Genomic DNA, 24,920 nt, shown 5'->3' with positions numbered 1-24,920 from the left:
GCGGCCCGCCCACCAGCGGAGTTCCGAGGAGACGGGAGAGGTCCCCGACCGTGATCGGTGCCCGCTGGGGCACGTCCGGGCTGGTGCGGACGGAACGGGTGCGTCTCGCGGACTCATCGGCTGATCGGGTCACCGCACCCCTTCCGCCCGGGCTCACGTCGTCGTCGTCGACCGCCACGGTCCCCCCCGGACCGTCGGCCGCGACCGCTGAGCCCACCCGGCGCGGGGTCAGTCGGCCGGTGCGCGGTCGGTGTCGCGCTCGGCGGACTGCTCCGCGCGGGCGAGGGCCTGTCGCCCGTACGCCCACCGGGCCGTGGAGTTGAGGTGCGAGCGATGGTCGCCCATGTGCAGTCCCCAGGACAGCAGGGTGATGACCCGGTTCCGGAAGCCGATGAGGAACGCCAGGTGCACGACCAGCCACAGGACCCAGGCGATGAACCCCTGCAGCTGGAACGGGCCGATCTTGGCGACCGCGCTGTAGCGGGACACGGTCGCCATGGATCCCTTGTCGAAGTACTTGAACGGGCGGCGTGCGGCCGGCGACCGTCCCGTCGCCACCTCGCGGGCGATCTGTTTGGCGACGTATTTGCCGCCCTGGATCGCGACCGGTGAGACGCCGGGCAGGTTGTCGAGGTTGATCATGTCGCCGATCACGAAGATCTCGGGCCTGCCCGGCAGGGAGAGGTCCTTGTTCACGAGTACGCGCCCGGCCCGGTCCACCTCGGCGCCGGTCTGTTCGGCGAGCATCCTGCCCAGCGGGCTCGCCTGGACGCCGGCCGACCAGATCTTGCAGGTGGCGTCGATGCGTCGCAGGGAACCGTCCGGGTCCTTGACCTCGATCCCGTAGTAGTCCACGTCGGTCACCATGGCGTTGAGCTGGATCTCGACGCCGATCTCCTCGAGGCGCGCACGAGCGGCGTTGCCGAGCTTGTTCCCGAACGGCGGGAGCACCGCCGGGGCCGCGTCGAGCAGGATGACCCGGGCCCGGGCCGGGTCGATCCGCCGGAAACTGTGCTTGAGGGTCCGCCGCGCCAGCTCGGCGATCTGCCCGGCCATCTCCACACCGGTCGGGCCGGCGCCGACGACGACGAAGGTGAGCAGCCTGCGACGCTCCTCCTCGTCGTCCGTCACCTCGGCCTGCTCGAAGCAGCCCATGATGCGGCTCCGCAGCTCCAGCGCGTCGTCGATGGACTTCATTCCCGGCGCCCAGTGCTCGAAGTGATCGTTGCCGAAGTAGGACTGGTTGGCCCCGGCGGCCACGATGAGGGAGTCGTACTCGAGCTCGAAGTCGACGTGCCCGGCCGTCGCGTGCACCCTCCGGGCGGTGACGTCGATCTGGTCCACCTCCCCCAGCGCGACGGTCACGTTCTTCTGATCCCGCAACACGAGCCGGGTCGAGGGCGCGATCTCACCCACGGACAGGATGCCAGTCGCGACCTGGTACAGCAGCGGCTGGAAGAGGTGGTGGCCGGTCCGGGCGACGAGCGTGACGTCGACGTCGGCCTTCTCCAGCGCCCGGGCCGCGGCGAGCCCGCCGAATCCCGACCCGATGATGACCACCCGGTGGCGGTGCTCGCTCGACGGCCCACTGTTCATCGGCGAGTGCGAGTATCCGGTCATGGCGCCTCCTCGAACTGACTGTGCCGAACCCACGAGCCCGTCGCCGGGCCCGTTTCGGCCGACCCTAGTCCTGTTCGTCGAGCGCGTCGTCCGGTTCCGGATCGCCGTCCTCGTACATCTCCGCATCCATCAGGTACGACGAGCCACCCTCCCCGACCCAGAACCCGTTCGTGTACGTGCCGGTGACGGACGGGCACTCGTGCGCGATCGCGTAGACCTGCGCGACGAGGTCCGCGGCGTCGAGCTCGCCGTCGGCGTCCCGGTGCGGGCTGACGATGCCGACCCGGTCCGGCACGGCTCCCGGTTGCCCCAGCAGCGTGACGCGGCGGGCGCGGTGGTCCCCTGCCCGCGCCAGGCGCAACACCCGGCGGATGACGGTGTCGCGATGGGTGCCCGAGATCGGTTCTGCGATATCCATGCCCGGCACCCTCACACGGCGGCGGGGGTGCGCGGCCCGCGGCGGGCGCAGCGAGCGCCGGCGCTGTGGATGCAGTGCCGGGCCTGTGGATTCGGCGTCCCTGCAGTTCCCGAGGCCGGACCGGTTCACGGTGCCGCGCCCCCGGTCGATCCCCAGGAAAAAATCAGTCCGCGAGCGGTCCGAAAGGCCGAGAGTCGCTGTTACTCTCGGCCGAGTGAGCGGGGATCACACTCCGTCCACGCCAGATGCCCGTCGAAAGGAGACACATCCATGGGTTCTGAAGCTCTCGGATCGCTCGGTTCGCTCGCCGCGGGGTCGCTCGCGGCACCCATCCTCGGCTCGCTCGGCCTCGGTTCGCTTCTCGGTGGGCCCGGCAGCGGCTCCGGCAGCGCGACCGACTCGCTGACCGGCCTCCTGCCGACCGACCTGCTCGGCGGACTGTCCTAGCTGTACGACTTCTCGGCGACCCGGGGGCTCCCGCCCCGGACATCTCGGTGTCCGGCGGGCGGAGCCCCCGGGTCGCTGCATCTGTGCGGCCGGTGAGCCCTGCGCCCGCGCTGGCCGGCCGCACTCGCTGGCCGCGCTCCCGCTCGCGCTCGCCGCCCCGAAGTTTTTCCTGATTTTCTCAGCGGTTCTTTCTAGGCTGATGCCGTGAACACCGATGACGACGGCCGGCGCCGCTGGCGATCCGCGGTGACGACCACGCGCCTGGCTCCCGGCGCGGCCGCCGCCCTGATCCTCATCCCGCTCCTGGTCGTCGGTGTCCTGGCCGTGGAAGTCGCCCGGCAGGGTTCCTTCGCGTTCGACCGGACCGTGATGCTGTGGGTGCACGGCGCGACGACACCCTGGCTGACCGACGCCGCGACGTTCGCCTCCCTACTCGGCGGGAAGGGTGTACCGGTCGCCGCCGCCCTCACCGCCCTCGTGTTGTGCATCAGACGCCGATGGGTGGACGCCGGCTTCGTACTGGCGGTTTACTTCGCCGCGTCGCGGATCAACGTAGCGCTCAAGGCCGTCTTCGAGAGAACTCGCCCCGACTTCTGGGAGCACCTCTCCGCGGAGAACACCTTCTCGTTCCCCAGCGGGCACGCGATGGGGTCGATGTCGATCGCGGCGCCACTCGTCGTTCTCGCCTGGGGCACCAGGTTTCGCTGGCCGGTTCTCGTGGCGGCGGCGTTCTACGTGCTGGCGGTGGGAGCGTCCCGCGTCTACCTCGGGGTCCACTTCCCCAGTGACGTCATCGCGGGGTGGTGCATGACCGTGGCCGTGGTGACGGTCTTCGTCGTGATCCTGCAGGTGGCCTCCCAGCGGATCCGCCGCCGCGCTCCGGCCCTCTCGAGCTGAGGGGCCGAGCGCCATCAGCTCAGCGCTGCAGGTCGGTCCTGGGCGCTGGTCCGCCGATGAGCCGGACGGCCTCATCCAGATGCGTCGACTCGACGAGCACGTCGTAGGAGTCGGCTTCCATCGTCTGCACCGACGAGAAGTCGCGGCGTCCGCCCGTCGAGGCGTGGCCGATGGCGCCGAAGAGCGCGCCCCACAGTGCGCCGAAGCCGAGGGACCAGACGAGGATCCACAGGAAGCTCGCCATCGGGGCGAGGATGAGGAAGAGGATCGCGAGCAGGAGACCGAACCACAGTCCGGCCAGCGCTCCTCGACCCGCGGCCTTACCCGTGGTCATCCGGCCCGTCACCTGTTCGATCGAGCGGAGGCCGCTGCCGACGATCCGAACCCGCTCGACGGGGAAACCGCGATCAGACAGTCGATCGACGATCTCCTGCGCGATCGAGTAGTGCGGCACGCTCTGCAGAACCCGGTAGTCGGTCACACTCGTTCCGTACTCGGACTCCGGGTGGTCGTTGCGGGCTGTCGTCAACGTGGTGTCCTCCTTCTCTGCGACGCCCTCCGCAGGCGCCGCCTCGACGAAAGTTATTAATGCATACACGATCGTACCGAGACGAGGTGAGGGTCCGGGCCCACGAACTGGGGCCGCACGGCGAGTGTGTTCATATCGAAAGACCGAACCTGCACCCGACGCCTGGTCGGTCTGCAGAGCCGCGTTAGCGACCCGGTCGACCTCCCTTCTTTCGGCTCGGGGCAGCTTGTCTCCGATCCGCCCATCTCATCACGGACATCTGTCGGTGGTCAATGGCCAATGATGTCCAATGCGCCCGACCCTGGCGGCGGTGCGTCTTAACCACGGACACCAGGTGCGACCACTACGTTTAAGTAGTCAGCCATCCTCGATTAAGGAACTACCCGAGTTGCCCACCACTAACGCCGCCTTCATCTGGTCCATCGCCAACAAGCTGCGGGGCCCGTACCAGCCGAACCAATACGGCGACGTGATCCTGCCGTTCACGATCCTGCGGCGCCTGGACGCGATCCTCGCGCCCACCAAGGCAGAGGTGCTCACCCAGTACGCCAGGTTGCAGGACAGCGGCATCGACCCGTTCATCGTGCTGCGGTCGAAGTTCGGGCTGCCGTTCTTCAACACCTCGGTGTGGGACTTCGGCAAGCTCGCCGCGGACCCGGCGGGCCTGGCGGACAATCTCATCGACTACATCGAGGGGTTCTCGCCCAACATCCGGGACGTCTTCGACGGCTACAAGCTCCCCGAACTGATCGAGGACTTGGACAAGAAAGACCGCCTGTTCCTGATCGTCAAGGACTTCGCGAACGTCGACCTGCACCCGGATCGGGTCAGCGGGCACGACATGGGCTACATCTTCGAGGAACTCATCAGAAAGTTCGCCGAGTCCAACAACGCCCAGGCCGGTGACCACTTCACTCCGCGTGAAGTCATCTCCCTGATGGTCGACCTGTTGTACGCCGACAAGGACCTCGAGCTCACCACTCCCGGCATCGTGCGCACCATCTACGACCCCGCGGCGGGCACGGGCGGCATGCTCTCGGTCGCCTACGACCACTTGGTGGAGATGAACCCCGACGCCAAGCCGGTGCTGTACGGCCAGGAGGTCAACCCGCGCTCGTACGCCATGTGTAAGTCGGACATGGTGATCAAGGGCCAGGGCGTGGACAACATCTACAACGGTGACACGCTCACCGACGACGGCTTCCACGGCGAGCACTTCGACTTCCTGCTGTCGAATCCGCCGTTCGGGGTGGAGTGGAAGACGCAGCAGAAGGCGGTCAAGGACGAGCACGAGCAGCGGGGCTTCGCGGGCCGTTTCGGTCCCGGCCTACCGCGGGTCTCCGACGGCTCTCTGCTGTTCCTGATGCACCTGATCAGCAAGATGCGGCCCGTCCGCTCACCCGACGACAAGGGCTCCCGGCTGGCGATCGTCCTCAACGGCTCGCCCCTGTTCACCGGCGGCGCCGGCTCGGGCGAGTCCAACATCCGGCAGTGGATCATCGAGAACGATCTGCTGGACGCGATCATCGCGCTGCCGACGGACATGTTCTACAACACCGGCATCTCCACCTACATCTGGATCCTCGACAACGCCAAGACCGACGAGCGCAAGGGCAAGATCCAGCTCATCAACGCAGTCGAGATGTTCGGCAAGATGCGCAAGTCCCTGGGCTCCAAGCGCAAGATGCTGCGCCCGCAGGACATCGAGAAGATCTGTGAGCTCTACGACGGCTTCGAAAACCACGACAACGACGACGACAACGCGCCCGCCCTCTCGAAGGTGTTCGACAACTCGGAGTTCGGATACCGCACCATCACCGTTGAGCGGCCCCTGCAGCTGCGATTCCACATCGCCGACGACACCGCCGAACTCGTGCTCGCGACCAAGGCCATCGCCAAGCTCCCTGCGGCCGACCAGGACGCCATCCGCAGCGCCCTCGATGGCCTCTCGGGCCGCGAGTGGACCAACCGCGATGCCTTTGTCACCGAGCTCAGGGCCGCGCTGAAGGCTGCGGGCATGGCCAAGGTCGGTGCCCCGGTGATCAAGACGATTTGGACGACGATCGGCGAACACGATCCCGAGGCCGACGTCATCACCACCAAGGGCAAGCCCGAACCCGACACCTCACTCCGGGACACAGAGAACGTCCCGCTGACCGAGGACATCGAGGAGTACTTCGGAAGCGAGGTCCTGCCCCACGTGCCGGACGCGTGGATCGACCACGACAAGACCCGCATCGGCTACGAAATCCCCTTCACACGCCACTTCTACCGCTACACCCCACCCCGCCCCCTCGAAGAAATCCAGAAGGACCTGCGCCAACTCGTCACGGAGATCCAAGCCATGCTCGCGGAGGTGGGGGCGTGAGTGCGCAGATTTACTCAGACATTCGGCTATCGCGAATTGCCGCGACCCCTATTATCAATGGCATCGGGGAGGCATCTGATGTCGGCGAACCGGACTGGCCAAGGTACATAAGAATCACCGATATCCGCGGCCTCGACCAGTTGAAGTCTGAAGACAGAATGTCGCTGGAACCGGCTCTAGCCGCGAAGGCCACGGTGAAACGAGACGACATCCTAATGGCAGCAGTCGGCGCTACAGTTGGCAGCGCCTATATCCATCAGTCTGACGACCCTGCCTGCTTCGCGGGCTACCTTGTCCGATTTCGCGCCGATAAGGCATTGGCGCATCCACGCTTTGTCGCGTATTGGACCCAGTCCTCGCACTACGGACATCAGATTCGAAGCGGCTACGTAGGTTCCACCATAGAGAACTTCAGCGCCAGTAAGTACAGGGCGATGCGAATTCCGCTCCCCGGGCTGGCTGACCAGCGGGAGATTTCGCAATTTCTCGACCGTGAGACCGCCAAGATCGATGCGCTGATCGACAAGCAGGAGCAGCTCATCGCCACCCTGCGCGATGACCGCGCCGCCACGATCACCCAGGCGGTCACAAAGGGGCTCGATTCGCAGGTTGAACTACGGGAGTCCGGCGTGCGGTGGATGGGAGCGATACCAGCCCATTGGTGCGTGGATCGGATCAAAAATTCCGTCGAGTCTGCTCGGAACGGAGTCTGGGGAGCGGAACCAGATGGTGGCAGCGAGGATATCCGCTGTGTCCGTGTGGCTGATTTCGACCGCCCCCAACTCGCTATCCACGATCGAAACATCACATACCGTAAGGTCACCTCATCGGAACGCAGTGGGCGCATCCTCCAGCGTGGAGACCTACTACTCGAGAAGTCAGGCGGCGGCGATAAGAACCCGGTCGGCTTCGTCGTCCTCTACGAAAAAGACGAACCGGCGATTTGCTCAAACTTTGTCGCTCGAGTGCAATTGGCCCCAAATCAAGATCCAAAGTTCTGGACTTACGTACACCATTGCTTGTATCAATCGCGTTTGACCTACCCCTCGATAAAGCAAAACACAGGGATCCAGAACCTAGACCAGCAGAGCTACTTTAATGAGCGAGTCGGATTCCCTCCATTCGCAGAGCAGAGCGAAATTGTGAAGTTTCTCGACTCACGTTGCTCGAGAATTGACGCGCTCATCGACAAGTCGGTTGAGATGATCGAGACTCTCAGCGAGTATCGGTCAGCGCTGATCACCAATGCTGTGACGGGAAAGATCGACGTGAGGGAGGCTGTGTAGTCATGGCCCAGCATCACGAATCCGTGCTTGAGGACGAGATCTGTGCGCATCTTGCCGCGCATGGGTGGGAGTACTCGCCCAACGATGCCGGGTACGACCGCGACCTCGCGCTGATCCCCGAAGACGTGTGCTGGTGGCTGCAGCACTCCCAGCCCGACGAGTGGGACAAGCGCGTCAAGCCCGCCGACCCTTCCGCGGCACAGGAAAAGTCAAAGGCCGCGCTTCTGCAGCGGCTGGCCAAAGCACTTTCGGCGGATCTGAAAGCCGACGGCGGGACGCTTGCGGTGCTGCGGCGCGGTTTCTCGGATTTCAACGCGAACTTCGCGATGTGCCAGTTCAAGCCCAACTCCGGACTCAACGCCACCACCGCCGCCAAGTACCAGGCGGTGCGGCTAAGAGTCATGCGGCAGGTCCATTACTCCAAATCCAACCCGAAGAAGTCCATCGACCTGGTGTTCTTCGTCAACGGAATCCCGGTGGCGACGGCCGAGCTCAAGACGGACTTCACCCAATCGGTCGAGCACGCTATCGAGCAGTACAAGAAGGACCGCCTACCTAAGGGCGAGCCGCTGCTCGGCTTTGCCACCCGCGCCCTCGTGCACTTCGCCGTCTCCAACACCGAAGTGCACATGACCACCCGGCTCGCCGGCCAGGACACCGTGTTCCTGCCCTTTAACCGCGGCAACGGCCACCACGCCGGCAATCCGCCCAACCCGCACGGCTCGTCCACCGCCTACCTGTGGGAGACCATCCTGCAGCGCGACACCTGGCTGGAGATCCTCGACCGGTTCATGCATCTGGAGATCACCGACAAGCGCGACCCGGACACCGGCAAGAAGACACGGAAAGAGACCCTGCTCTTTCCGCGCTACCACCAGTGGGACGCCGTCACTCGACTCGTCCAGGCCGCCCGCACCGAAGGTCCCGGGCATAAGTACCTCGTCCAGCACTCCGCCGGTTCGGGAAAGACCAACTCGATTTCCTGGCTCGCCCAGCGCCTATCGTCGCTGTACAACGATGACGACGACAAGGTGTTCTCCTCCGTCATCGTGGTCACCGACCGGACCGTGCTCGACGCGCAGTTGCAAGAGGCCATCCACCAGATCAACCGCACCACCGGCGTCGTGGCCCACATCGATGGGTTGACCGGCTCGAAATCGGCGGAACTGGCCGAGGCTCTCGAGTCGGGGACCCACATCGTCGTCGTCACCATCCAGACCTTCCCCTACGCTCTGGACGCCATCGCCGACCGCACCACCCTCCGCGGTCGGTCCTTTGCGATCATCGCCGACGAAGCCCATTCCTCCCAGGCTGGCGGAGCGTCCAACAAACTCAAGCAGGTCCTGTCGCAAGCCGAGCTCGACGAGGTCGCCCAGGGCGGGGCCGTGTCGGCGGAGGACCTGATCGCCGCCGAAACCAAAGCCCGCGCCGAGGCCGGCAACATCTCCTTCTTCGCCTTCACCGCCACACCCAAGGCCACCACGCTGGAACTGTTCGGCCGCCCTGGCCCCGACGGCACGCCGCAGCCGTTCCACCTGTACTCGATGCAGCAGGCGATCGACGAGGGCTTCATCCTGGATGTTCTGCGCAACTACACCCCGTACAAGACCGCGTTCCGGCTCTCGCACAACGGCCAAACCTACGCCACCAGCGACACCGGGGAAGGCACCGTCGCCGTGACCACCGAGGGTGGCGACGACGACCTGGTAGACCGGTCCGCCGCGGTGAGGTCGGTGATGAACTGGGTCAAGCTGCACCCCACCAACATCTCGCAAAAGGTGCAGATCATCGTCGAGCACTTCCGACAGAACGTGGCCTGGCGCCTGGATGGGCGAGCCAAGGCGATGGTGGTGACCAGTTCCCGCAAGGCTGCCGTGCGCTACAAACTCGCCTTTGACAAGTACGTGGCCGAAAACGGCTACACCGACGTCGCCGCGCTGGTCGCGTTCTCTGGGGAGGTCACCGACCCCGAGTCCGGTGCCGACGAGCCGTTCTCCGAGATCAACATGAACCCCGGACTCAAGGGCCGCGACCTGCGGGAAGCATTTGCCACCGACGAGTTCCAAGTGATGCTGGTGGCCAACAAGTTCCAGACCGGTTTCGACCAGCCCAAACTCGTTGCTATGTACGTCGACAAGCGGCTCGGCGGGGTCCAGGCTGTGCAGACCCTCTCGCGGCTAAACCGGACGTTTCCGCCGCTGAAAGACCAGACCTTCGTGCTGGATTTCACCAACGAGGTCGACGACATCGTTGACGCGTTCGCGCCCTACTATGAGGCCACCACCCTGGCCGACGTCACGGATCCCAACATCGTCCACGACACCGAACGCAAACTCTCCGTCGCCGGCATCTATGAACGCTCCGAGGTCGACGGCTTCGCCAATGCACTCCTGGCCCGTGAGGGCCACAACGCGCTGGTGAAGTGGGTCGCTCCCGCTGCCGACCGTTTCACGGTTCGGATGCGGTCCGCGGTCGAAGCCTCAGATGCAGTAGAGATCGACGAGCTGCAGATGTTCCGTAAGGACGTGGGCACCTACGTGCGGCAGTACGAGTTCCTGTCCCAGCTGTTCGACTACGAAAACCCGTGGCTGGAGAAGCTCGCGCTGTATCTCAAACTCTTGGCCCCGCAGCTAAGCAGTGGGGAGAAAGACACGCCGATCGACTTGTCGGCGGTGGCTATCGACTACCTCGGCCACCACCGTCAAACCACCCGGGACGGCGAGCTCTCTGGCGGCACCCCGCTCGAGCCCGCGCGCGAGGCTGGCACCGGCACGGTCCGCGACCCCGACATGGTCGCCCTCGACGAAGTGATCAACCGCATCAACGACCTGTTCGCCGGAAACCACCCCGACTCCTCCGTCCGCAACGTGGTTACCCACATCAAGGACCGTCTCGAAGAGAGCGAGACCCTTAAGACCCAGGCCCAGAACAATTCACTCGCCCAGTTCCGCGCGAGCCCCGACATCGATGTCGCCTTCACCGACGCCGTCATCGGATCCATGGACTCCTCGGCAGACCTGTCCGCCCAGATCCTCAACAATCAGGACCTGGCCCGCGCTCTCCGCGACGAGCTTCTGCCGAGCATCTACCGGGCCCTGAGCAAGGCGAGCTGAGTGGCGCAGCCCGCGCTTTTCAAGTCGTGACTAGCTGTTCTGTCCACGCAGGTTGAGTATCCGGTCTGAGGGTGAAGCTCCCCTGAGTGCGCCTAGCGCGCCTCGGTGGCGACAGGCTCGAGCTGAAGCAGACATGTCTGCTCTTCGTACGTCTGGACAGTCGAGGTGAATCGGAACCTGTCGTTGACCTTGATGCCGTCGGGAATGTTGAGCCCAGTCCAGTTGAGGTCACTAACGAGGTTGACGTCCCGGTACTGGAAATTCGGCCCGGTGGGATTGGACTCGTCATAGTCCCCAACGGACAGCAACACGAGGTAGCGGGTGTCGTAGTTCTCGTAGTTGGCGAGAGCTCCAATATGTCCGTCGAACTGAATCGTCTGGCCGGCGTAGGTTGCTGCGAAATCGGCGATGTGTTTGGGACGCCTTTCGGAAAGCGCGGATCTGATGATCGGGTAGCGGTCGGACGGGCATCGGATAGCGGCCCGTCCGACCGCTTGGCCGCTATGGCGTTGCCGTGGCGAGGTGCCGTCTCATGTTGGGGCCGTCGAGGGCGATGATCTCGGCGCCGGCGACGATCCGGTTGAGGATCGATTCGGCGATGACCGCGTCTTGGAGCGACTTGTACCAATCGGGCGGATCAAACTGTGAGGTCACCAGAGTCGAACCCCGCCCTTCCCGAGCGGCCAGGATGTTGAGCAGCTCGGCCGCGGTGTGCGGGGCCACCGGCGTGGTCAGGAAATCGTCCAGAACCAGTAGGTCGCAGTTGTGCAGGTCGGTGAGGAAGTCCAGCCGGCGCTGCGAGGTCGGCTCCAGCACGGCGAGCCGGTTGGCCAGGTCGTCGAGCCGGAAGAATCTCGCGGTGTAGTACTTTCGGCACGCGGCATTGAGAAGCGCTTGGGCGAGGTAGGTCTTGCCCACGCTGGACTGGCCGAGCACGACGAGATTACGAGTGGCGTCGATCCATTGACAGCTACTCAGTCGTGCGATTAGCTCGCGGTTGACGTTGCGGTCAGGCAGGTAGCGGATCTCTTCTACGCAGGCGTCAGGGTTTGGCGATCTGGAGGCCTTGAGTAGTTTCTGGGTCCGGCGTTCCTGCCTGGCCGTGATCTCCTTGTCCAGGGCGTGAAAGATTTTCTCGGAGAAGGTCCACTCGTCGCAGGCGGGATCGTTGGCCAGGTCAATGACGGTCTGTCCGAACGCGGTCATCCGCAACTGCGTGAACAGCGGCATGTCGGCGTCGGTGAGATGACGATCAGTCACTGCAGCTCCTCCTTCCCCGCGATGCCGGTGCTCGTACTCGGGCGTCCGGTCAGGGCGGCGAGACTGAACTGCTCAGGCCCGGCCAGATGCGCCCCCGTTGTATCCCGCCGACCCGGCGGCGGCTCCACCCGGGCCGTCGTTGCCGGCGGCGCCTCCGTCGTCGTGGGTCGGGCCGCGGCCTGGGCCCGCAGGGCCGCCAGTTGCTGTTTGACGGCGGTGTAGCTGATAGCCCGGTGTGCGGTCTCGGAGACGAGTTGCCCGCAGGCCCGCTCGAGGAGCTGCTTGTTGTCGCCGCGGGCCATGGCGAGGATGTTCTGGCACGATCGGTAGCCCTGCGCTTCGATCCGCTGGCGATCGAGGACCTCGCTGATCGTGGCGACGGTGTTCGGTCCGATCTTGTGGGCCTGGCGCACGAAGTAGGCCCGTGACCACAGGTCGGATGACTGCAGGTGCTGGGCGGGCACGTGGTCAGGGTCGGTGACGAACGCGTGCCGCCTACCGGAGACGGTGTGGGAGGCGATGACCTCCCCGCCAGCCATGACCACCAGTGTGGGGCCGGTGATCTTCACGTCGACGTGCTGGCCGGCGAAGGTGTAGGGCACCGAGTACTTCACCGTGGCGATCTCCACGTGATAGTCCCGGTTGACCTTGGACTTCTTCCAGATGACCGGCTGCCAGCGGACCTCGGGCAGAGCGATCAGCTCCGACTGCTCGTGCTCGGTGAACAGCTCGCGGCGGCTGGTCTTCTGGCCGCGGAACGGGATCCGGTCGTTGATCGCCTCCACCTCGGCGGCGATCGCCTCATTCAGATCGTCCAGGCTCGCGAAACGCCGATCGGCCAGCCGTCCGATCACCCAGTTCGTCACCACCTTCACCCCGGCCTCGACATTGCCCTTGTCCGTCGGGCGCACCGGCCGAGTGGGCACCGCGGCGGTGTGGTGGTACTCGAGGAAGTCACGGTATTCACGGTTGACCTCGCGGGCCCGGTCGCCGCGGGCGATCTGGTTCGATGCCGTCGAGGCGTTGTCCGGGACGATCACCTGCGCCGCGCCGCCGAAGTACTCGAAGGCCTGCAGGTGCGCGTCGAGCCAGTTCGGCATCTTCTCGTCCACGCAGCCCGAGGCGAAGACCAACCCCGAGTACGGCAGCGACGCCACGAACACCGAGACCGTGGTCTTGGTGCCGAGGACGGGATCGAAGATCGCCATCTTCGTGCCCGCCCAGTCGACCTGCATCGTGTGCCCGGGCACGTGCGCGATCCGCATCGTCAGCTCGTTGACCTCGACGTACTCGCCGACGATCTGGCAGAACCGCTGATAACTGTAGTGCCGCTGCCCCGGCGATCCCTCGCTGTCGAGGTAATTGGCCCACAGCACCCGCAGCGGCAGCTTGTTCTTGCCCGTGCGCTTCTTCACGGTCGCCGCCACGTCGAAGGCGACGAACTCCGCCGACGGCGTCTTACGGCCATCGGTGAACAAGGCGTCGATCTCCTCGCCGCTGAGCGCCTCGACCTGATCGACGGCGGTCAACCCGTGCTCGCGGCACACCTTTTTCGCCTTGGCGATCGTGCGGTGCGAGCAGCCCGCGATCGCCTCGATGTCTCGGTAGGACCTGTCCTGCAGCAGTAGCGACATCACCAATCGGTAATCAGTCACCCGCGCCTCCTGTTCGGAATCACGCGCAGCCCAGTTGCCACACGTAGAACCGACACGAGCACACGGTGACCGGCACCGCTATCGGATGCTCATACTCGCGCTACCCGATCATCAGAACCCTGCTTTCCGAAGCACGTCCCTAACAGCGATGCTCGGCGAGCACGTGTCTGTCAGCTGCAGTAGCGCGGCCAGATCCGGGTTGGTCTCGGCGGTGAGAGCCTCAGCTGCGACCGGATTGTCGCTGGGTGCCCCAGCTTCAATCGCTGGCGGCAGATCCAGGGGCTCCGCCGGTTCCTCGATCATCGCGGCCGCCGATTCCGCCTCTACTGCGTCGTCATCGCCCTCCAGCGCCGCACCCACCGCAAGAATGCCAACCAGCACCACTGCGACCCCTGCACCGATGGCAATCTGCTTCCGCGGGAGGGGCGGTTTGGGTCGCCGGAATTTCAAAGTGGTCTTCACCCTGCCCTGGTCCTGTTCGACCAGCTCCCAGCCCTCTGCCTCTTTCTTAGCCACCGCCCGGCGTTCGGTGCCGCGCACTGCAGTCACCTCAACGAACTGATACTTGATGTCCTCGTTAGCCATTCTGTACCTACATTCTCGGAGCGAGACCCGCACTCTTAGCGCGGCGGAAGTAAACCGATCAAAAGCACGACCCTCAATGTCGAATTGACCATCTCTACGCCGCCTCGAATGGGCACAGCGACTCTGGGAGTTTACAACGAAGCTAGACAGCGCCATTGCAGTCAGCGACAGCGCAGCGGCGCTTTGAATCGCACTGTGTTGCTTTGCTCGCCGTGCCCGCCTACTCACGGCCCTCCAGGGTCTCCTTCTACCGGGGAGGTGACAGATTCCTGCGAACCGTGTGACACGCCAGTGAGAAATTGACAGATTGTTTGAGAACCGACAGAGTGACTACAGCCCGCGCGCCATGTCCACGAAGCGCGAGTAGTGGAGCTGGTGCGCGACCGTGATCGTGGACGTCGGACCGCCACGGTGCTTACCGAGGATCAGGTCGGCCTCACCGGCACGCGGGTCGTCGCGCTCGGAGGCGTCCGGGCGGTGCAGCAGCATGACGATGTCCGCGTCCTGCTCCAGCGAGCCCGACTCACGCAGGTCGGAGACCTGCGGCCGCTTGTCGGTACGCTGCTCCGGCCCACGGTTCAGCTGCGAGATCGCGATCAAGGGCACGTCGATCTCCTTGGCCAGCAGCTTGAGCTGACGGGAGAACTCCGAGACCTCCTGCTGACGAGACTCGACCTTCTTGCCCGAGGACATCAGCTGGAGGTAATCCACCACGATCAGGCGCAGGTCGTGCTTCTGCTTGAGCCGACGGGCCTTGGCGCGGATCTCCATCATCGTCATGTTGGGAGAGTCGTCGATGAACAGGGGCGCCTCGGAGATCTCGCCCATCCGCCGGGCCAGCCGCGTCCAGTCCTCGTCGCTCATCTTGCCCGACTTCATGTCGGACAACTTGACCCGCGCCTCGGCGCTCATCAGACGCATGACGATCTCGGTGCGGCTCATCTCCAGCGAGAACACCACGGAAGTGAGCCCGTGCTTGATGGAGCAGGACCGCATGATGTCCAGGCCGATGGTGGAGTTGTGCGTCGGGATCGCGGTGGGACCCGCCAGGTAGAGGTGGTCGTCGGCGGCCACCTCGATGCACTTGACCGGCACGCTCGCGGCGCCACGCACGTCGGTGATGAGCCGAGCCGCGCGTCCGGAGTCCGGGTGCTCGGGGACGACGATGCCGAAGTCGCAGACCAGCATGAGCGTGTCCAGCGACTTGGTGGTGACGATCTGCTCGGTGCCGCCCATCTCGATGCGCCACTCGTGCTCGGCGTCGGCGACCAGCTCGGTGCCGTCGTTGAACCGCACGGTGAAGCAAGGACGGTCCTCCCACACCTCGGTCACGGCCACGACCTCGGTGGGCTGCCCGTCGGCGCCGAGCACGCGGTCACCCACCGCGACCTCGCCCATGGTGGTCTGACCGTCCGGGGTGGGCAGGACGGTGTCCAGGCCGAGGGCCTTACCGACGCCGGGGCGGGCGGCGATGATGATCATCTGCCCGCCGTGCAGGCCGTTCGTCACGGCGTCGAGGTCCGCGAACCCCGTGGGAACACCCTGTGCGAGACCGCCCGCGGTATGGATGTTGTCGATCTCGTCCATCGTGGGCTGCAGCAGCTCCTCGATGATGACGTAGTCCTCGGTGGTGCGGCGCTCGGTGACCTCGAAGATCTCCGCCTGCGCCCGGTCCACGACCTCGGCGACGTCCGAGCCCTCGGATCCCGAGTAGCCGTACTGCACGATGCGGGTGCCCGCGTCGACCAGACGACGCAGTACCGCCTTCTCCGCGACGATCTGGGCGTAGTACCCCGCGTTGGCCGCGGTGGGCACGGTCGAGATGAGCGTGTGGAGGTAGGGCGCACCACCGGCGCGGCGGAGATCCCCGCGGCGATCCAGCTCGGCGGCCACGGTCACCGCATCGGCCGGCTCCCCGCGCGCGTACAGGTCGAGGATGACGTCGTAGATGGCCTGATGCGCCGGCTTGTAGAAGTCACCCGGCTGGATCTCCTCCACCACGTCCGCGATGGCGTCCTTGCTCAGCAGCATGCCGCCCAGCACAGACTGCTCGGCGGTGAGATCCTGCGGCGGGGTACGGCCGAACTCGCCGCCGCCACCCTCGTCGGGCGGAGGGGGCAGCTCGCCGGGACCGTCGTATCCCGCCTGCGCCATGACCGCTCCTCTTTCACTGTCGAACTCGGCCGCCCGCCCGGTCCCGACTGGGAACCGGCGAGCGACCCCTTCACTGTAGGGCACCGACACGACACGCCCGGAGTCGCGCCCCCACGGTTATCCACAGGCTTCTCCACATTTGCGAGAGGGCGTCTGTGGAGAACTGTGAATGGTTGGGGGTTACGCAGGGCCGATGGGCGTATCACTGTGGAGAACCGGTGGAAAGCCCAGGTCACTTCCCGAATAACCGCAGGTCACGGGCATCGCCGCAGGTCGGAGGCCCCGTGGAGAACCTCGTGTATCACGTCACAAACCGGGACACAATAGATAACGAAAGATGAACACCACGGATCTGAGAACGCATCGGACTCTGGCCTTTACAACCAGTTATCCACAGGCCGTCCACAATGGCGAGGGCCCCGGCCGTCACAGTGACGACCGGGGCCCTGCGCGGTGTATCAGGCGGGGACGACCTCGACCGCGACGCGCGCGGTGGTGTCGTGGCCCAGGTCGACGACGACGTTGTGGCTGCCGGTCGCCTTGATGTGCTCCTTGGGCATCTCCACGGAGCGCTTGTCGAGCGTGGGGCCGCCGGCGGCCTTGATGGCCGAGGCGACGTCACCCGCGGTGACGGAGCCGAACAGCTTGCCCGTGTCGGAGGTCTTGACCGCGACCTTGACGTCGGTCATCGACTCGAGCTTCTGCTTGAGTTCGTTGGCGTGATCCGAGTCGCGGACCTCGCGGGCCTCGCGGGCACGCTTGATGGACTCGATCTGGCGCTCGGCACCCGGGGTGGCCACGATGGCCATCCCGCGCGGGAGCAGGAAGTTACGACCGTATCCGCCCTTGACCTCGACGATGTCGCCCGGCGCACCGAGCTTGTCGACGTCGGCGGTGAGGATCAGCTTCATGATCCGTCTACCTTTCTTTCCTCCGACGGACCCGACCTGGGCCGGATTGTCGCGAGGTCATGTCTCATGCTTGTGGGGTGGGACGCCGGCAGCGCCCCGAGGAATCGACCCGATCTAGAACGGGGGCTCGTCGTCCATGCCGCCGAAGCCACCGGAACCGCCGGCCTGCGGGGCGCTGCCCCACGGGTCGTCGTTCTGCTGGCCGCGGCCCTGGCCGCCGCCGTAGCCGCCCTGCGACTGACCGCCGCCGTAGCCACCCTGCTGGCCGCCGCCCTGGAAGCCACCACCCTGCTGGCCGCCGCCCTGGAAACCGCCGCCCCCGCCGCCTTCGCGGTTGGTGCGGGTCACCTTGGCGGTGGCGTACTTGAGGGACGGGCCGACCTCGTCGACCTCCACCTCGTACACCGTGCGCTTCTCGCCCTCACGGGTCTCGTACGACCGCTGGCGGAGCCGGCCGTTGACGATGACGCGCATGCCCTTCTGCAGCGACTCGGCGACGTTCTCCGCCGCCTGCCGCCAGACGTTGCAGGTGAGGAACAGGCCTTCGCCGTCCTCCCACTGGTTGGTCTGCGAGTTGAAGCGACGCGGCGTGGAGGCGATCCGGAAGTTCGCCACCGCGGCACCCGACGGCGTGAACCGCAGCTCGGGGTCCGCGACGATGTTCCCGACCACCGTGATGGGGGTGTCGCCCTGTGCCATTCGCTTGTCCTCCGTGTTTCAGGCCTGGTGTGGATGGTGATCGGAGGCCGACCGACCGCGCCCAGAGTACCGGGGTGGTCGGACAGTCCGGGTCACTTGTCGGCGCGCAGCACCTTGGTGCGGAGAACGTTCTCGTTCAGACCGAGCTGACGATCCAGCTCCTTGACCGCGTCCGGCTCGGACTTGAGCTGGATGACGGCGTAGATGCCCTCGTTGAGCTTGTTGATCTCGTAGGCGAAGCGGCGCTTCCCCCAGACATCGACCTTGTCGACCGATCCACCCTCTTGCCGGATCACGTTGAGGAACGTGTCCAGCGACGGCGCCACGGTGCGCTCGTCGAGACTGGGATCGAGGATGACCATCACTTCGTATTGACGCATGGGACCTCATCACCTCCTGTGGACTACAGATTCGGCCACGGTGTCTCCGTGGCAGGAGGGTCGTTGCGTCAGCAACCGCTCAAGGCTACCCCGCCCGAACTCGGCTGACGAAATCCCCGCAGGAGTCGGACCGCGCCGGGCGCGGCCCGCCCCTTCACAGATCGTCGAGCCGGACGTACCCGTCCTCGACGGCGCGCAGGAGCAGGCGCACCTTGGTCCGCGCGGGTCTGCCCACCGCGTCGTACTTCGACCGCACACGTTGGATGTACGTACTGACCGTCGAGTCGGCCAGGAACAGCCGCTCGGTGACCTCCCGCTTGCTGTCCGAGGTGAGCCAGGCGATGAGGACCTCGACCTCGCGGTCGCTGAGGTCCGGCCGGTTCGCGGCGGATGAGAAAGGAAGTGTTGCCGTCATGATGCCCCCGTCGAGATGAATGCGAGTTCATCCTGAGGACCCGCACGGCCACCGTCGACTCGGGGCGAGATGTCCGGACGAGTCCGTACGGTCGCGTCGTACGTTCACATGAAACGCCTGGTTTTCCTGCGCCTTCTTGCCCCGCACAAGCGGAGGTCGGCCGTACGATGTTGACCGTGGAGACAACCCGTGGGCCCGGCGATAACGCCGACGATCGATCAGCGCCCTCTCAGGTTCGGACACGGGAGGAGCTCGGGGCCGCCCTCACCGCGCTCCGTGCGGGGGCCGGCCTGTCGGTCCGCGACGTCGTCCGCCTGGTGCCCTCACTGTCCCTGGGGACCGCCTCGGGGTGGTTCTCCGGCCAGCACGTCCCCACCCGCGCCAGCGAATCGACGCTCGTCGAGATGCTCCGGCTCCTGGGCGTGGACGACGCCGGGTCCATGGCGGAATGGCGTGCCGCCGTCGAACGGGTCCGGTCCCGACCGGGGCCGCGACGTCCCGTCCGCCGCTCCCCGGGCGTGGGCCCACCGGGTGGCCGGGCCACGACGGCGGACCGGGATCGTCTGGGCGGAGAGATCACCGAGCCCACCCGGCCGGTGCCCCGCACACCGGTGCCCCAGCCCGACGACACCGGCAGCCCGTACGTCGGACTGCGTCCCTATCTGGCGGGTGACGCGCCGCTGTTCCACGGCCGCGAGGCGGAAGTCGAACAGATCCTCCGCCGGCTGGCCTCGCCGCGGGTCCGCCCGCTGATGGTGGTGGGGGCGTCCGGGTCGGGTAAGTCCTCGCTGCTCGCCGCGGGTCTCGCCCCGCGCTGGACCGCCGGCGGGGTCCCCGGTGACGCGTCCGTGGTGATCGTCCGGCCGACCGAGGTCACCGCGGAGTCCGCCGACGGCGCCGGCCTCCTGGTGGTGGACCAGCTCGAGGAGATCTGGGCGGACGACGTCGAGGCCGTCCGCCGCTCCGCGATCCTCGACCAGCTGGGCCGACGTGCCGCCGCCGGCCATCCGACCGTCCTGGCGTTGCGCGCCGACTTCTTCCAGTCCGCCCTCGCCGAACCGGTCCTCCGCGACGCGCTCGACGACCCGGTGGTGCTCGGCCCGCCGAGCCGCGAGCAGCTGGCCGAGATCATCGTCGAGCCCGCCCGGTCCCTGGGTTACACGGTCGAGCCGTCACTGGTGAACCTCCTGCTCGACGCGGTCGCCCCCACCCACGCCGGCGCCGACGAGCGCTCGCTGCTGCCGCTGCTGTCGCACGTGCTGCTCGTGTGCTGGGAGCGCAGCCGACGGCGCCGGATCACCGTGGACGACTACTACTCGTCGGGCGGGGTCGAAGGCGCCGTCCGCGCGTCGGCGGAGTCCGTCTACCAGGAACTCGACCGGGCGGGACGGGCGAACTGCCGGGCCCTCTTCCTCCGGCTCGTCGACGTCCGCTCCGCCCGACCCGTCCGTCGCCACGCCCCGCTCGCCGAGCTGTCCGAGGACCTCCTCGTCGTCGCCACCCCCTTCGCCCACGCCGGACTCCTCACCGTGGACGGTGACTCGGTCACCCCCACCCACGAGGTCCTCTTCTCCTCCTGGCCGCGCCTGGTCGACTGGATCGACGCGGACCGCGAGGGCCTGCGCGTCCTCGCCCGCGTGCGCGCGGCCGCCACCGACTGGGAGGACTCCGGCCGCGCCGACGCCGCCCTGCCGCCGGCGTCGGCCACCGCCGACTATGTGAGATGGAGGGACGACGACGAGGTCGCCAGCTCCCACCTGGCGGAATCGGAGAGGCAGTTCCTCGCCGCCGCGGAATCGCATCACCGGTCCGTGGCCCGGCGGGACCGCAGACGCATCCGCGCGCTGACAGGGCTCGCGGCGTCGTTGGCGGTGGTGACCGTCCTGGCCCTGGTCGCCAGTGTGCTCGCGCTCCGTGCGGAGGCGGACGCCCGCCACACCCGCGACGTCGCCCTGTCGCGCTCGGGGTCGGTGTCCTCGACCACCGCGTTCAGCCGCGACCCCGGACTAGGGCGCGCTCTCGCGCTGGCCGCCTACCGGATCCACCCCACCACCGAGGCGCGATCGGCGCTGCTCAACACCAGCCGCGCCGACGTCCCGCTGCGATTCGAGGCCGCCGCCGGCTCCGGGCGCGTCGTGGCCCTGCCCGACGGCGCGGGCGTCGCCTCCGTCAGCTCCGACGGTGTGCTGCGGCTCTTCCGACTGGGCGACGAGGCCGCCTACGCCACCCTCGCGCTCGGCGCCGGGCCCCGGCACGAGCTGTACGCCGCCGACCTCTCGCCGGACGGCTCGGTCCTCGCGGCCGCCGGGCAGGGCGGGGTGCACCTGGTCGACCTCCGTGAACCCGCCGCCCCGGCGATCCTGTCCGTCCTCGAGGCCGGCACCGGCCCGTTCCACTCCGTCGCCTTCGCCCCCGACGGCGCCACCCTCGCCGCCGGCACCGGCGACGGCCGCGTCCTGCGCTGGCCGCTCGCCACGCGGGGCGGCGCCCCCGCCGTCACCGACCAGCGGGCGCGCGTGGCCGTCCCGGACCCCGGCACCGAGGTCGCCAAGCCCGTCGAATCGCTGGCCTGGCTGCCCGATTCGCGGACCCTGCTCGCAACCAACCGGACCGCCGGGATCAAGACACTGGTCGGCGCCCACGCCGAGGGGCCCGCCCGCCGCGGACCCGCCCTCGACACCGGGCCCGTCGCGATGCCGATGTCGTTGGCGGTGAGCCCGGACGGCCGCCGCATCGCCGCCGGCACGACCGGCCGTACCGTGCAGCTGTGGCAGCTGCCGGGCGGCGCCGCGGGGGGCTCCGGCGGTGACGGGTCGGGTGCTGACGGCTCCGGTGGCGACGGGTCGGGCATCGCGGCGCTCGCCGGCGCGCGGGCGCTGCCGGAGTTGACCGGGTGGGACGCCTACGTCAACGACGTGGCCTTCGACGATCTCGGCCGACTCGCCGCCGCCGGGTCCGACGAGCGGGTCCGCGTCTACGATCCCGCGGGGCGTGTGCTCACCGAACTACCCGCCTCGCAGGTCGCGACCGGCGTCCGGTTCACCGACTCCGACCACCTGGTGACGTACTCGGTCGACGGCCTGATCCGGCTCTGGCCGCTGGGACGCCTCGGGGCCGCGTCGGAGTCCAACTCGATCTTCCAGACCGCCTCCTCGCAGGACCGGACCTCCGGGGTCCTCGGCGTCACCGCCGCGGAGATGCACCACACCGTCGTCGATACCACCGGTCCCGTCCCGCGCGAGACCGGCCGCGTCATCCCCGGCGACGACACCCGGTTCTCCGGCTCCGTGGCGATGTCCCCCGACGGGCGGGTCGTCTACGCGGGCCTGGCGGACGGCGGCGTGCAGGTGTTCACCGCGCCCTACGGACCCGCCACCCGGCCGGTCGCGAGCCTGCCCGTCACCTCCGGCGTCGTGGTGGCCAACCCGCTCAGCCCCGACGGCCGCACCCTCGCCGTGTGCAGCGACACCAGCCCCGACCTCGGCCTGGTCGACGTCACGGATCCCACCCGGCCCGCGCTGCGGGTGACCGTGCCGCTGCCCGACCCGTGCGTGGTCGCCGAGTTCTCCTCCGACTCCCGGCAGCTCGTCGTCCCGACCCTCGGCCCGGAGACCGTCATCCTCGACACCGCCGACCCCGACCGGCCGGTGGTCGCGCACCGGCTCACCACCGGGATCGGCGCGTCGCCGTCCGCCGGGTACGCCCACCACTCCCCGCTGCTCGCCACCTCCGGCGGCGACAAGACCGTCCGACTGTGGGACGTCTCCGACGCGTCCGCGCCCGCCGAACTCGCCTCGTTCGCGGCTCCACCCGGTGAGATCTACTGGACCGCGTTCTCCGCCGATGACGATCTCCTGCTGCTCACCTCCAGTACCGGCCAGGTGACGGTGATCGACGTCGCCGACCCGTCCGACCCGCGACCGTGGGCGGTGCTCGGCTCGACCACCGACCCGCTGCTCTACCAGGGCCGCAGCGCCTCCCCGGCGGGCGGACTGCTCGCGGTGGGCGCGGAGGGCGCCATGTGGATGTGGCAGCTCGACCCCGACCGCGTGGTGAGCGAGGCCTGCGCCGGCGGGGTCCAGCTCACCGGCGAGGAGTGGGAGCGGCACTTCCCGGACACCGAGCCGTTCGACCTGTGCGGCTGAGCCCTCGGGCTGTCGCCGCGGCGGGGCCGCGCGCGGCGGGGATGCGTCAGCCGTGCTGCAGCCCGATCGTCAGTGCCTGCGCCACCGGGATCACCGTGAGGAACAGGAAGGCCGCGACGGTCCAGCCGATCCACACGGGTTGACGCCACCCCGCGCGGTAGCCGCCGGCGGCGGTCACCATGCAGATGAATCCGACCAGGATGCATAAGAACATCCAGATCATGGCGCTGGTAGTCATCGGATCGGGTCTTTCGTCTCGGGGTCGGCGGGCTGTGTCCCGCCGGAGTCTGAGGGGGTCGCACGGGTGACCGGTCGTTCCCCGGGATCGGCGAGGACCCCGGCGAGCGGGTCGGGTCCCTCGGGCGTGGCCTGATGCGTCATGCGGACTCGGTCGAGGTGGGGCCGGTAGATCTCGAGGATCACGACCGCGCACACGGCGAGGACGAGCAGGTCGCGCACCAACACGAGCGGGTGGAAGAGCTCGGGGCCGATCCCCTTGTTGGCGACACCGTGGAAGTACGACATGTGCGCCACCCACAGCAGCGCGTCGAACGCCATCCACGTCAGCAGCAGGCGCACGCGCGGGACGGCGAGCACCGCGAGCGGGACCAGCCACAGCGAATACTGCGGGCTCCACACCTTGTTGGTGAGCAGGAAGAACGCCACGATGAGGAACGCCAGCTGCGCCACGCGCGGGGTCACGGGTGCGGTCAGGCCGATCACCAGTACCGCCAGGCAGGCGAACGCGAACAGCACCAACGAGACGGTGTTCAGCGTCGCGGGGGCCTCCCCGACGGCGCGGCCCGCGTCGAAGCCCTGCCAGCCGGTGAGCGTCTGGATGACGACGTAGATACTCTCGGGGTTGGCGGGCCGGTCGGAGTTGAGTCGGAAGAACTCCCGCCACCCGTCAGGGAACAGGACCATGATCGGCAGGTTGACGGCCAACCACGCCACGACGGCGGCGGCCGCGGCCTTCCCTAGCTCGACGAACCGCCTGCGGCGGATCGCCACCACCAGCAGCGCGCCGAACAGGAACAGCGGGTACAGCTTGGCCGCCACGCCCAGCCCCAGCACGACGCCGGCCCAGACCGGGCGGCGGCGGGCCCACAGCAGCAACGCGACGGAGGCGAACATCACCGCCATGAGGTCGTAGTTGGTGAAGGCCTGGAAGATCACGAGCGGGCTGGCCGCCATGAGCAGCGTGTCCCAGGGCCGGCGGCCGGCCGAGCGGTAGGTGGCCCACACGGCGACCATCCACATGAACGCCAGCAGGACACAACCCAGCGCGAAGTACGTGACCACCTCGAGCGGCCCGCCGGGGAAGATCTCGTGCAGCGCCTGGGCGGCCTGCGCCGTGACGTACTGGAACATCCCGGACAGCACCGGGTACTCCATGTAGCGGACCTCGCCGCCGTCGGCGATCCACGAGTACTTGTAGGGCAGCGCCCCGGTGTCCAGGCCCTCGGCCGAGTACAGCGGCAGCGGGTCCGCATAGCAGGCCTTGTAGTACTGCCGACCGTCCCAGTTGAGGCCGGGCTGCGACCCGTCGGTGGGATGGGTGGTCTCCAGGCAGGCGGCCTTGGAGAAGAAGCCGAATGCCAGGAAGATCACGGCGAACAGCATGATCACGCGCAGCGGCGTCCAGAAGCGCTGGCGGCCGACCACGGCGTGCCGGCCGAGGGGGCCGCCCCACGCGGCGAGCGCGCCCGCACCGGCTCCGTCGCCGGGTCGGACCCGCTCGTGCGGCTCGAGCGACCGCAGGTCGTCGTCGAGCGGCAGCGGGGAGAGGTGGCCGTCGTTCTGCACGGTCACACCGGGTCAGGCCCCGCCGTCGTCGTCGCCGCCGGCGGCAACCCCCGCGCCGACGTCCGCCGGGCCCGCCCCGCCGTCCCCGCGGCGCCCGACGGCCACCGCCCCCCGCCGCCGCCCGACGCCCGCCCGCGGGCGCCGCACCCCCCCCCCCCGGCCCGCCCCCGCGGCCGCGCCGGGGTCCGGCGGCCCCGCCCGGGGGGCGGCCGCCCCGGCCGCCCCGGCGGGG

General features: G+C 67.6%; 20 protein-coding genes. 6 read left to right on the top strand and 14 right to left on the bottom strand.

Annotation, left to right across the window (positions count from 1 at the left end; all coding sequences use genetic code 11):
- Nucleotides 1-228: 228 nt before the first annotated feature.
- Complete coding sequence (locus KHA85_RS09095; protein WP_213185545.1) at nt 229-1,620, bottom strand: NAD(P)/FAD-dependent oxidoreductase; 1,392 nt, start codon at nt 1,618-1,620, stop codon at nt 229-231.
- A gap of 64 nt (nt 1,621-1,684) precedes the next feature.
- Nucleotides 1,685-2,038 (bottom strand): hypothetical protein, encoded by a 354-nt coding sequence (locus KHA85_RS09090; RefSeq protein WP_213185544.1) that lies wholly within the window; start codon nt 2,036-2,038, stop codon nt 1,685-1,687.
- A gap of 270 nt (nt 2,039-2,308) precedes the next feature.
- On the opposite strand from KHA85_RS09090, the gene KHA85_RS09085 reads away from it, so the two are divergent.
- Both KHA85_RS09085 and KHA85_RS09080 read left to right on the top strand, forming a co-directional pair.
- Nucleotides 2,309-2,485, top strand: coding sequence for a hypothetical protein (locus tag KHA85_RS09085; RefSeq protein ID WP_167400748.1), 177 nt, complete (start codon nt 2,309-2,311; stop codon nt 2,483-2,485).
- Nucleotides 2,486-2,689: 204 nt separating this feature from the next.
- Nucleotides 2,690-3,382 (top strand): phosphatase PAP2 family protein, encoded by a 693-nt coding sequence (locus KHA85_RS09080; RefSeq protein WP_213185543.1) that lies wholly within the window; start codon nt 2,690-2,692, stop codon nt 3,380-3,382.
- Nucleotides 3,383-3,401: 19 nt separating this feature from the next.
- Here the strand turns inward: KHA85_RS09080 and KHA85_RS09075 are convergent, their stop codons facing one another.
- The gene (locus tag KHA85_RS09075) at nt 3,402-3,911 is read right to left on the bottom strand and encodes a YflT domain-containing protein (RefSeq protein WP_236885425.1); all 510 of its coding nucleotides are present in this window, start codon (nt 3,909-3,911) and stop codon (nt 3,402-3,404) included.
- A 388-nt stretch (nt 3,912-4,299) separates the two neighbouring features.
- Here KHA85_RS09075 and KHA85_RS09070 point away from each other — a divergent pair, with 388 nt between their 5' ends.
- The 3 genes from KHA85_RS09070 to KHA85_RS09060 are packed head-to-tail and all read left to right on the top strand — an operon-like array spanning nt 4,300 to nt 10,678.
- Nucleotides 4,300-6,279, top strand: a complete 1,980-nt coding sequence (locus tag KHA85_RS09070) for a type I restriction-modification system subunit M (RefSeq protein ID WP_213185542.1) — start codon at nt 4,300-4,302, stop codon at nt 6,277-6,279.
- Nucleotides 6,276-7,565 (top strand): restriction endonuclease subunit S, encoded by a 1,290-nt coding sequence (locus KHA85_RS09065; RefSeq protein WP_213185541.1) that lies wholly within the window; start codon nt 6,276-6,278, stop codon nt 7,563-7,565. Before KHA85_RS09070 ends, KHA85_RS09065 begins: the two co-directional genes overlap by 4 nt.
- A 2-nt stretch (nt 7,566-7,567) precedes the next feature.
- Nucleotides 7,568-10,678, top strand: a complete 3,111-nt coding sequence (locus tag KHA85_RS09060; RefSeq protein WP_213185540.1) for a type I restriction endonuclease subunit R — start codon at nt 7,568-7,570, stop codon at nt 10,676-10,678.
- Nucleotides 10,679-10,770: 92 nt separating this feature from the next.
- On the opposite strand, the gene KHA85_RS09055 is transcribed toward KHA85_RS09060, so the two are convergent.
- From KHA85_RS09055 to KHA85_RS09015, 9 genes are all read right to left on the bottom strand, one after another.
- Entirely contained in the window at nt 10,771-11,088 is a 318-nt protein-coding gene (locus KHA85_RS09055; protein ID WP_308936907.1) for a DUF4839 domain-containing protein, read from the bottom strand.
- Nucleotides 11,089-11,179: 91 nt separating this feature from the next.
- Nucleotides 11,180-11,938, bottom strand: a complete 759-nt coding sequence (locus KHA85_RS09050) for an ATP-binding protein (RefSeq protein WP_007633699.1) — start codon at nt 11,936-11,938, stop codon at nt 11,180-11,182.
- Complete coding sequence (istA, locus tag KHA85_RS09045; RefSeq protein ID WP_308936905.1) at nt 11,935-13,593, bottom strand: IS21 family transposase; 1,659 nt, start codon at nt 13,591-13,593, stop codon at nt 11,935-11,937. The genes KHA85_RS09050 and istA overlap by 4 nt, the downstream gene beginning before the upstream one ends.
- A gap of 111 nt (nt 13,594-13,704) precedes the next feature.
- Nucleotides 13,705-14,178, bottom strand: a complete 474-nt coding sequence (locus tag KHA85_RS09040) for a hypothetical protein (RefSeq protein WP_213185539.1) — start codon at nt 14,176-14,178, stop codon at nt 13,705-13,707.
- Between the two features lie 330 nt (nt 14,179-14,508).
- On the bottom strand, nt 14,509-16,332 hold the full coding sequence (dnaB, locus tag KHA85_RS09035; protein ID WP_306666428.1) for a replicative DNA helicase: 1,824 nt from the start codon (nt 16,330-16,332) through the stop codon (nt 14,509-14,511).
- Between the two features lie 458 nt (nt 16,333-16,790).
- Complete coding sequence (rplI, locus tag KHA85_RS09030; RefSeq protein WP_063972775.1) at nt 16,791-17,243, bottom strand: 50S ribosomal protein L9; 453 nt, start codon at nt 17,241-17,243, stop codon at nt 16,791-16,793.
- 114 nt (nt 17,244-17,357) lie between these two features.
- Nucleotides 17,358-17,942, bottom strand: a complete 585-nt coding sequence (locus KHA85_RS09025) for a single-stranded DNA-binding protein (RefSeq protein ID WP_007632070.1) — start codon at nt 17,940-17,942, stop codon at nt 17,358-17,360.
- A gap of 92 nt (nt 17,943-18,034) precedes the next feature.
- Nucleotides 18,035-18,322: a 30S ribosomal protein S6 gene (gene rpsF, locus KHA85_RS09020; RefSeq protein WP_213185538.1), complete on the bottom strand. Its 288-nt coding sequence runs from the start codon at nt 18,320-18,322 to the stop codon at nt 18,035-18,037.
- Between the two features lie 154 nt (nt 18,323-18,476).
- A complete protein-coding gene (locus KHA85_RS09015; RefSeq protein ID WP_213185537.1) occupies nt 18,477-18,737 on the bottom strand; it encodes a LuxR C-terminal-related transcriptional regulator in 261 nt (86 codons plus the stop codon).
- A 176-nt stretch (nt 18,738-18,913) separates the two neighbouring features.
- Between KHA85_RS09015 and KHA85_RS09010 the strand changes: the two genes are divergently transcribed.
- Entirely contained in the window at nt 18,914-22,882 is a 3,969-nt protein-coding gene (locus KHA85_RS09010; protein ID WP_213185536.1) for an nSTAND1 domain-containing NTPase, read from the top strand.
- Nucleotides 22,883-22,928: 46 nt separating this feature from the next.
- Here the strand turns inward: KHA85_RS09010 and KHA85_RS09005 are convergent, their stop codons facing one another.
- The gene (locus KHA85_RS09005) at nt 22,929-23,120 is read right to left on the bottom strand and encodes a hypothetical protein (protein WP_043567330.1); all 192 of its coding nucleotides are present in this window, start codon (nt 23,118-23,120) and stop codon (nt 22,929-22,931) included.
- Complete coding sequence (locus KHA85_RS09000; RefSeq protein ID WP_213185535.1) at nt 23,117-24,694, bottom strand: glycosyltransferase family 87 protein; 1,578 nt, start codon at nt 24,692-24,694, stop codon at nt 23,117-23,119. Before KHA85_RS09000 ends, KHA85_RS09005 begins: the two co-directional genes overlap by 4 nt.
- Between the last annotated feature and the right edge of the window lie 226 nt (nt 24,695-24,920).

Origin of the sequence: Dietzia massiliensis (assembly GCF_018390595.1) — a bacterium.
Classification (GTDB): Bacteria; Actinomycetota; Actinomycetes; order Mycobacteriales; family Mycobacteriaceae; genus Dietzia; species Dietzia massiliensis.
The sequence above is the reverse complement of the archived record's forward strand: the minus strand, read 5'-3'. Positions and strand labels throughout refer to the sequence as shown.

Bases quoted from the DNA above. Each gene is read 5' to 3' on its own strand.
- KHA85_RS09095 (WP_213185545.1), bottom strand. From the start codon at position 1,620: ATGACCGGATACTCGCACTCGCCGATGAACAGTGGGCCGTCGAGCGAG.
- KHA85_RS09090 (WP_213185544.1), bottom strand. From the start codon at position 2,038: ATGGATATCGCAGAACCGATCTCGGGCACCCATCGCGACACCGTCATC.
- KHA85_RS09085 (WP_167400748.1), top strand. From the start codon at position 2,309: ATGGGTTCTGAAGCTCTCGGATCGCTCGGTTCGCTCGCCGCGGGGTCG.
- KHA85_RS09060 (WP_213185540.1), top strand. From the start codon at position 7,568: ATGGCCCAGCATCACGAATCCGTGCTTGAGGACGAGATCTGTGCGCAT.
- KHA85_RS09040 (WP_213185539.1), bottom strand. From the start codon at position 14,178: ATGGCTAACGAGGACATCAAGTATCAGTTCGTTGAGGTGACTGCAGTG.
- dnaB (WP_306666428.1), bottom strand. From the start codon at position 16,332: ATGGCGCAGGCGGGATACGACGGTCCCGGCGAGCTGCCCCCTCCGCCC.
- rplI (WP_063972775.1), bottom strand. From the start codon at position 17,243: ATGAAGCTGATCCTCACCGCCGACGTCGACAAGCTCGGTGCGCCGGGC.
- KHA85_RS09025 (WP_007632070.1), bottom strand. From the start codon at position 17,942: ATGGCACAGGGCGACACCCCCATCACGGTGGTCGGGAACATCGTCGCG.
- rpsF (WP_213185538.1), bottom strand. From the start codon at position 18,322: ATGCGTCAATACGAAGTGATGGTCATCCTCGATCCCAGTCTCGACGAG.
- KHA85_RS09015 (WP_213185537.1), bottom strand. From the start codon at position 18,737: ATGACGGCAACACTTCCTTTCTCATCCGCCGCGAACCGGCCGGACCTC.
- KHA85_RS09005 (WP_043567330.1), bottom strand. From the start codon at position 23,120: ATGACTACCAGCGCCATGATCTGGATGTTCTTATGCATCCTGGTCGGA.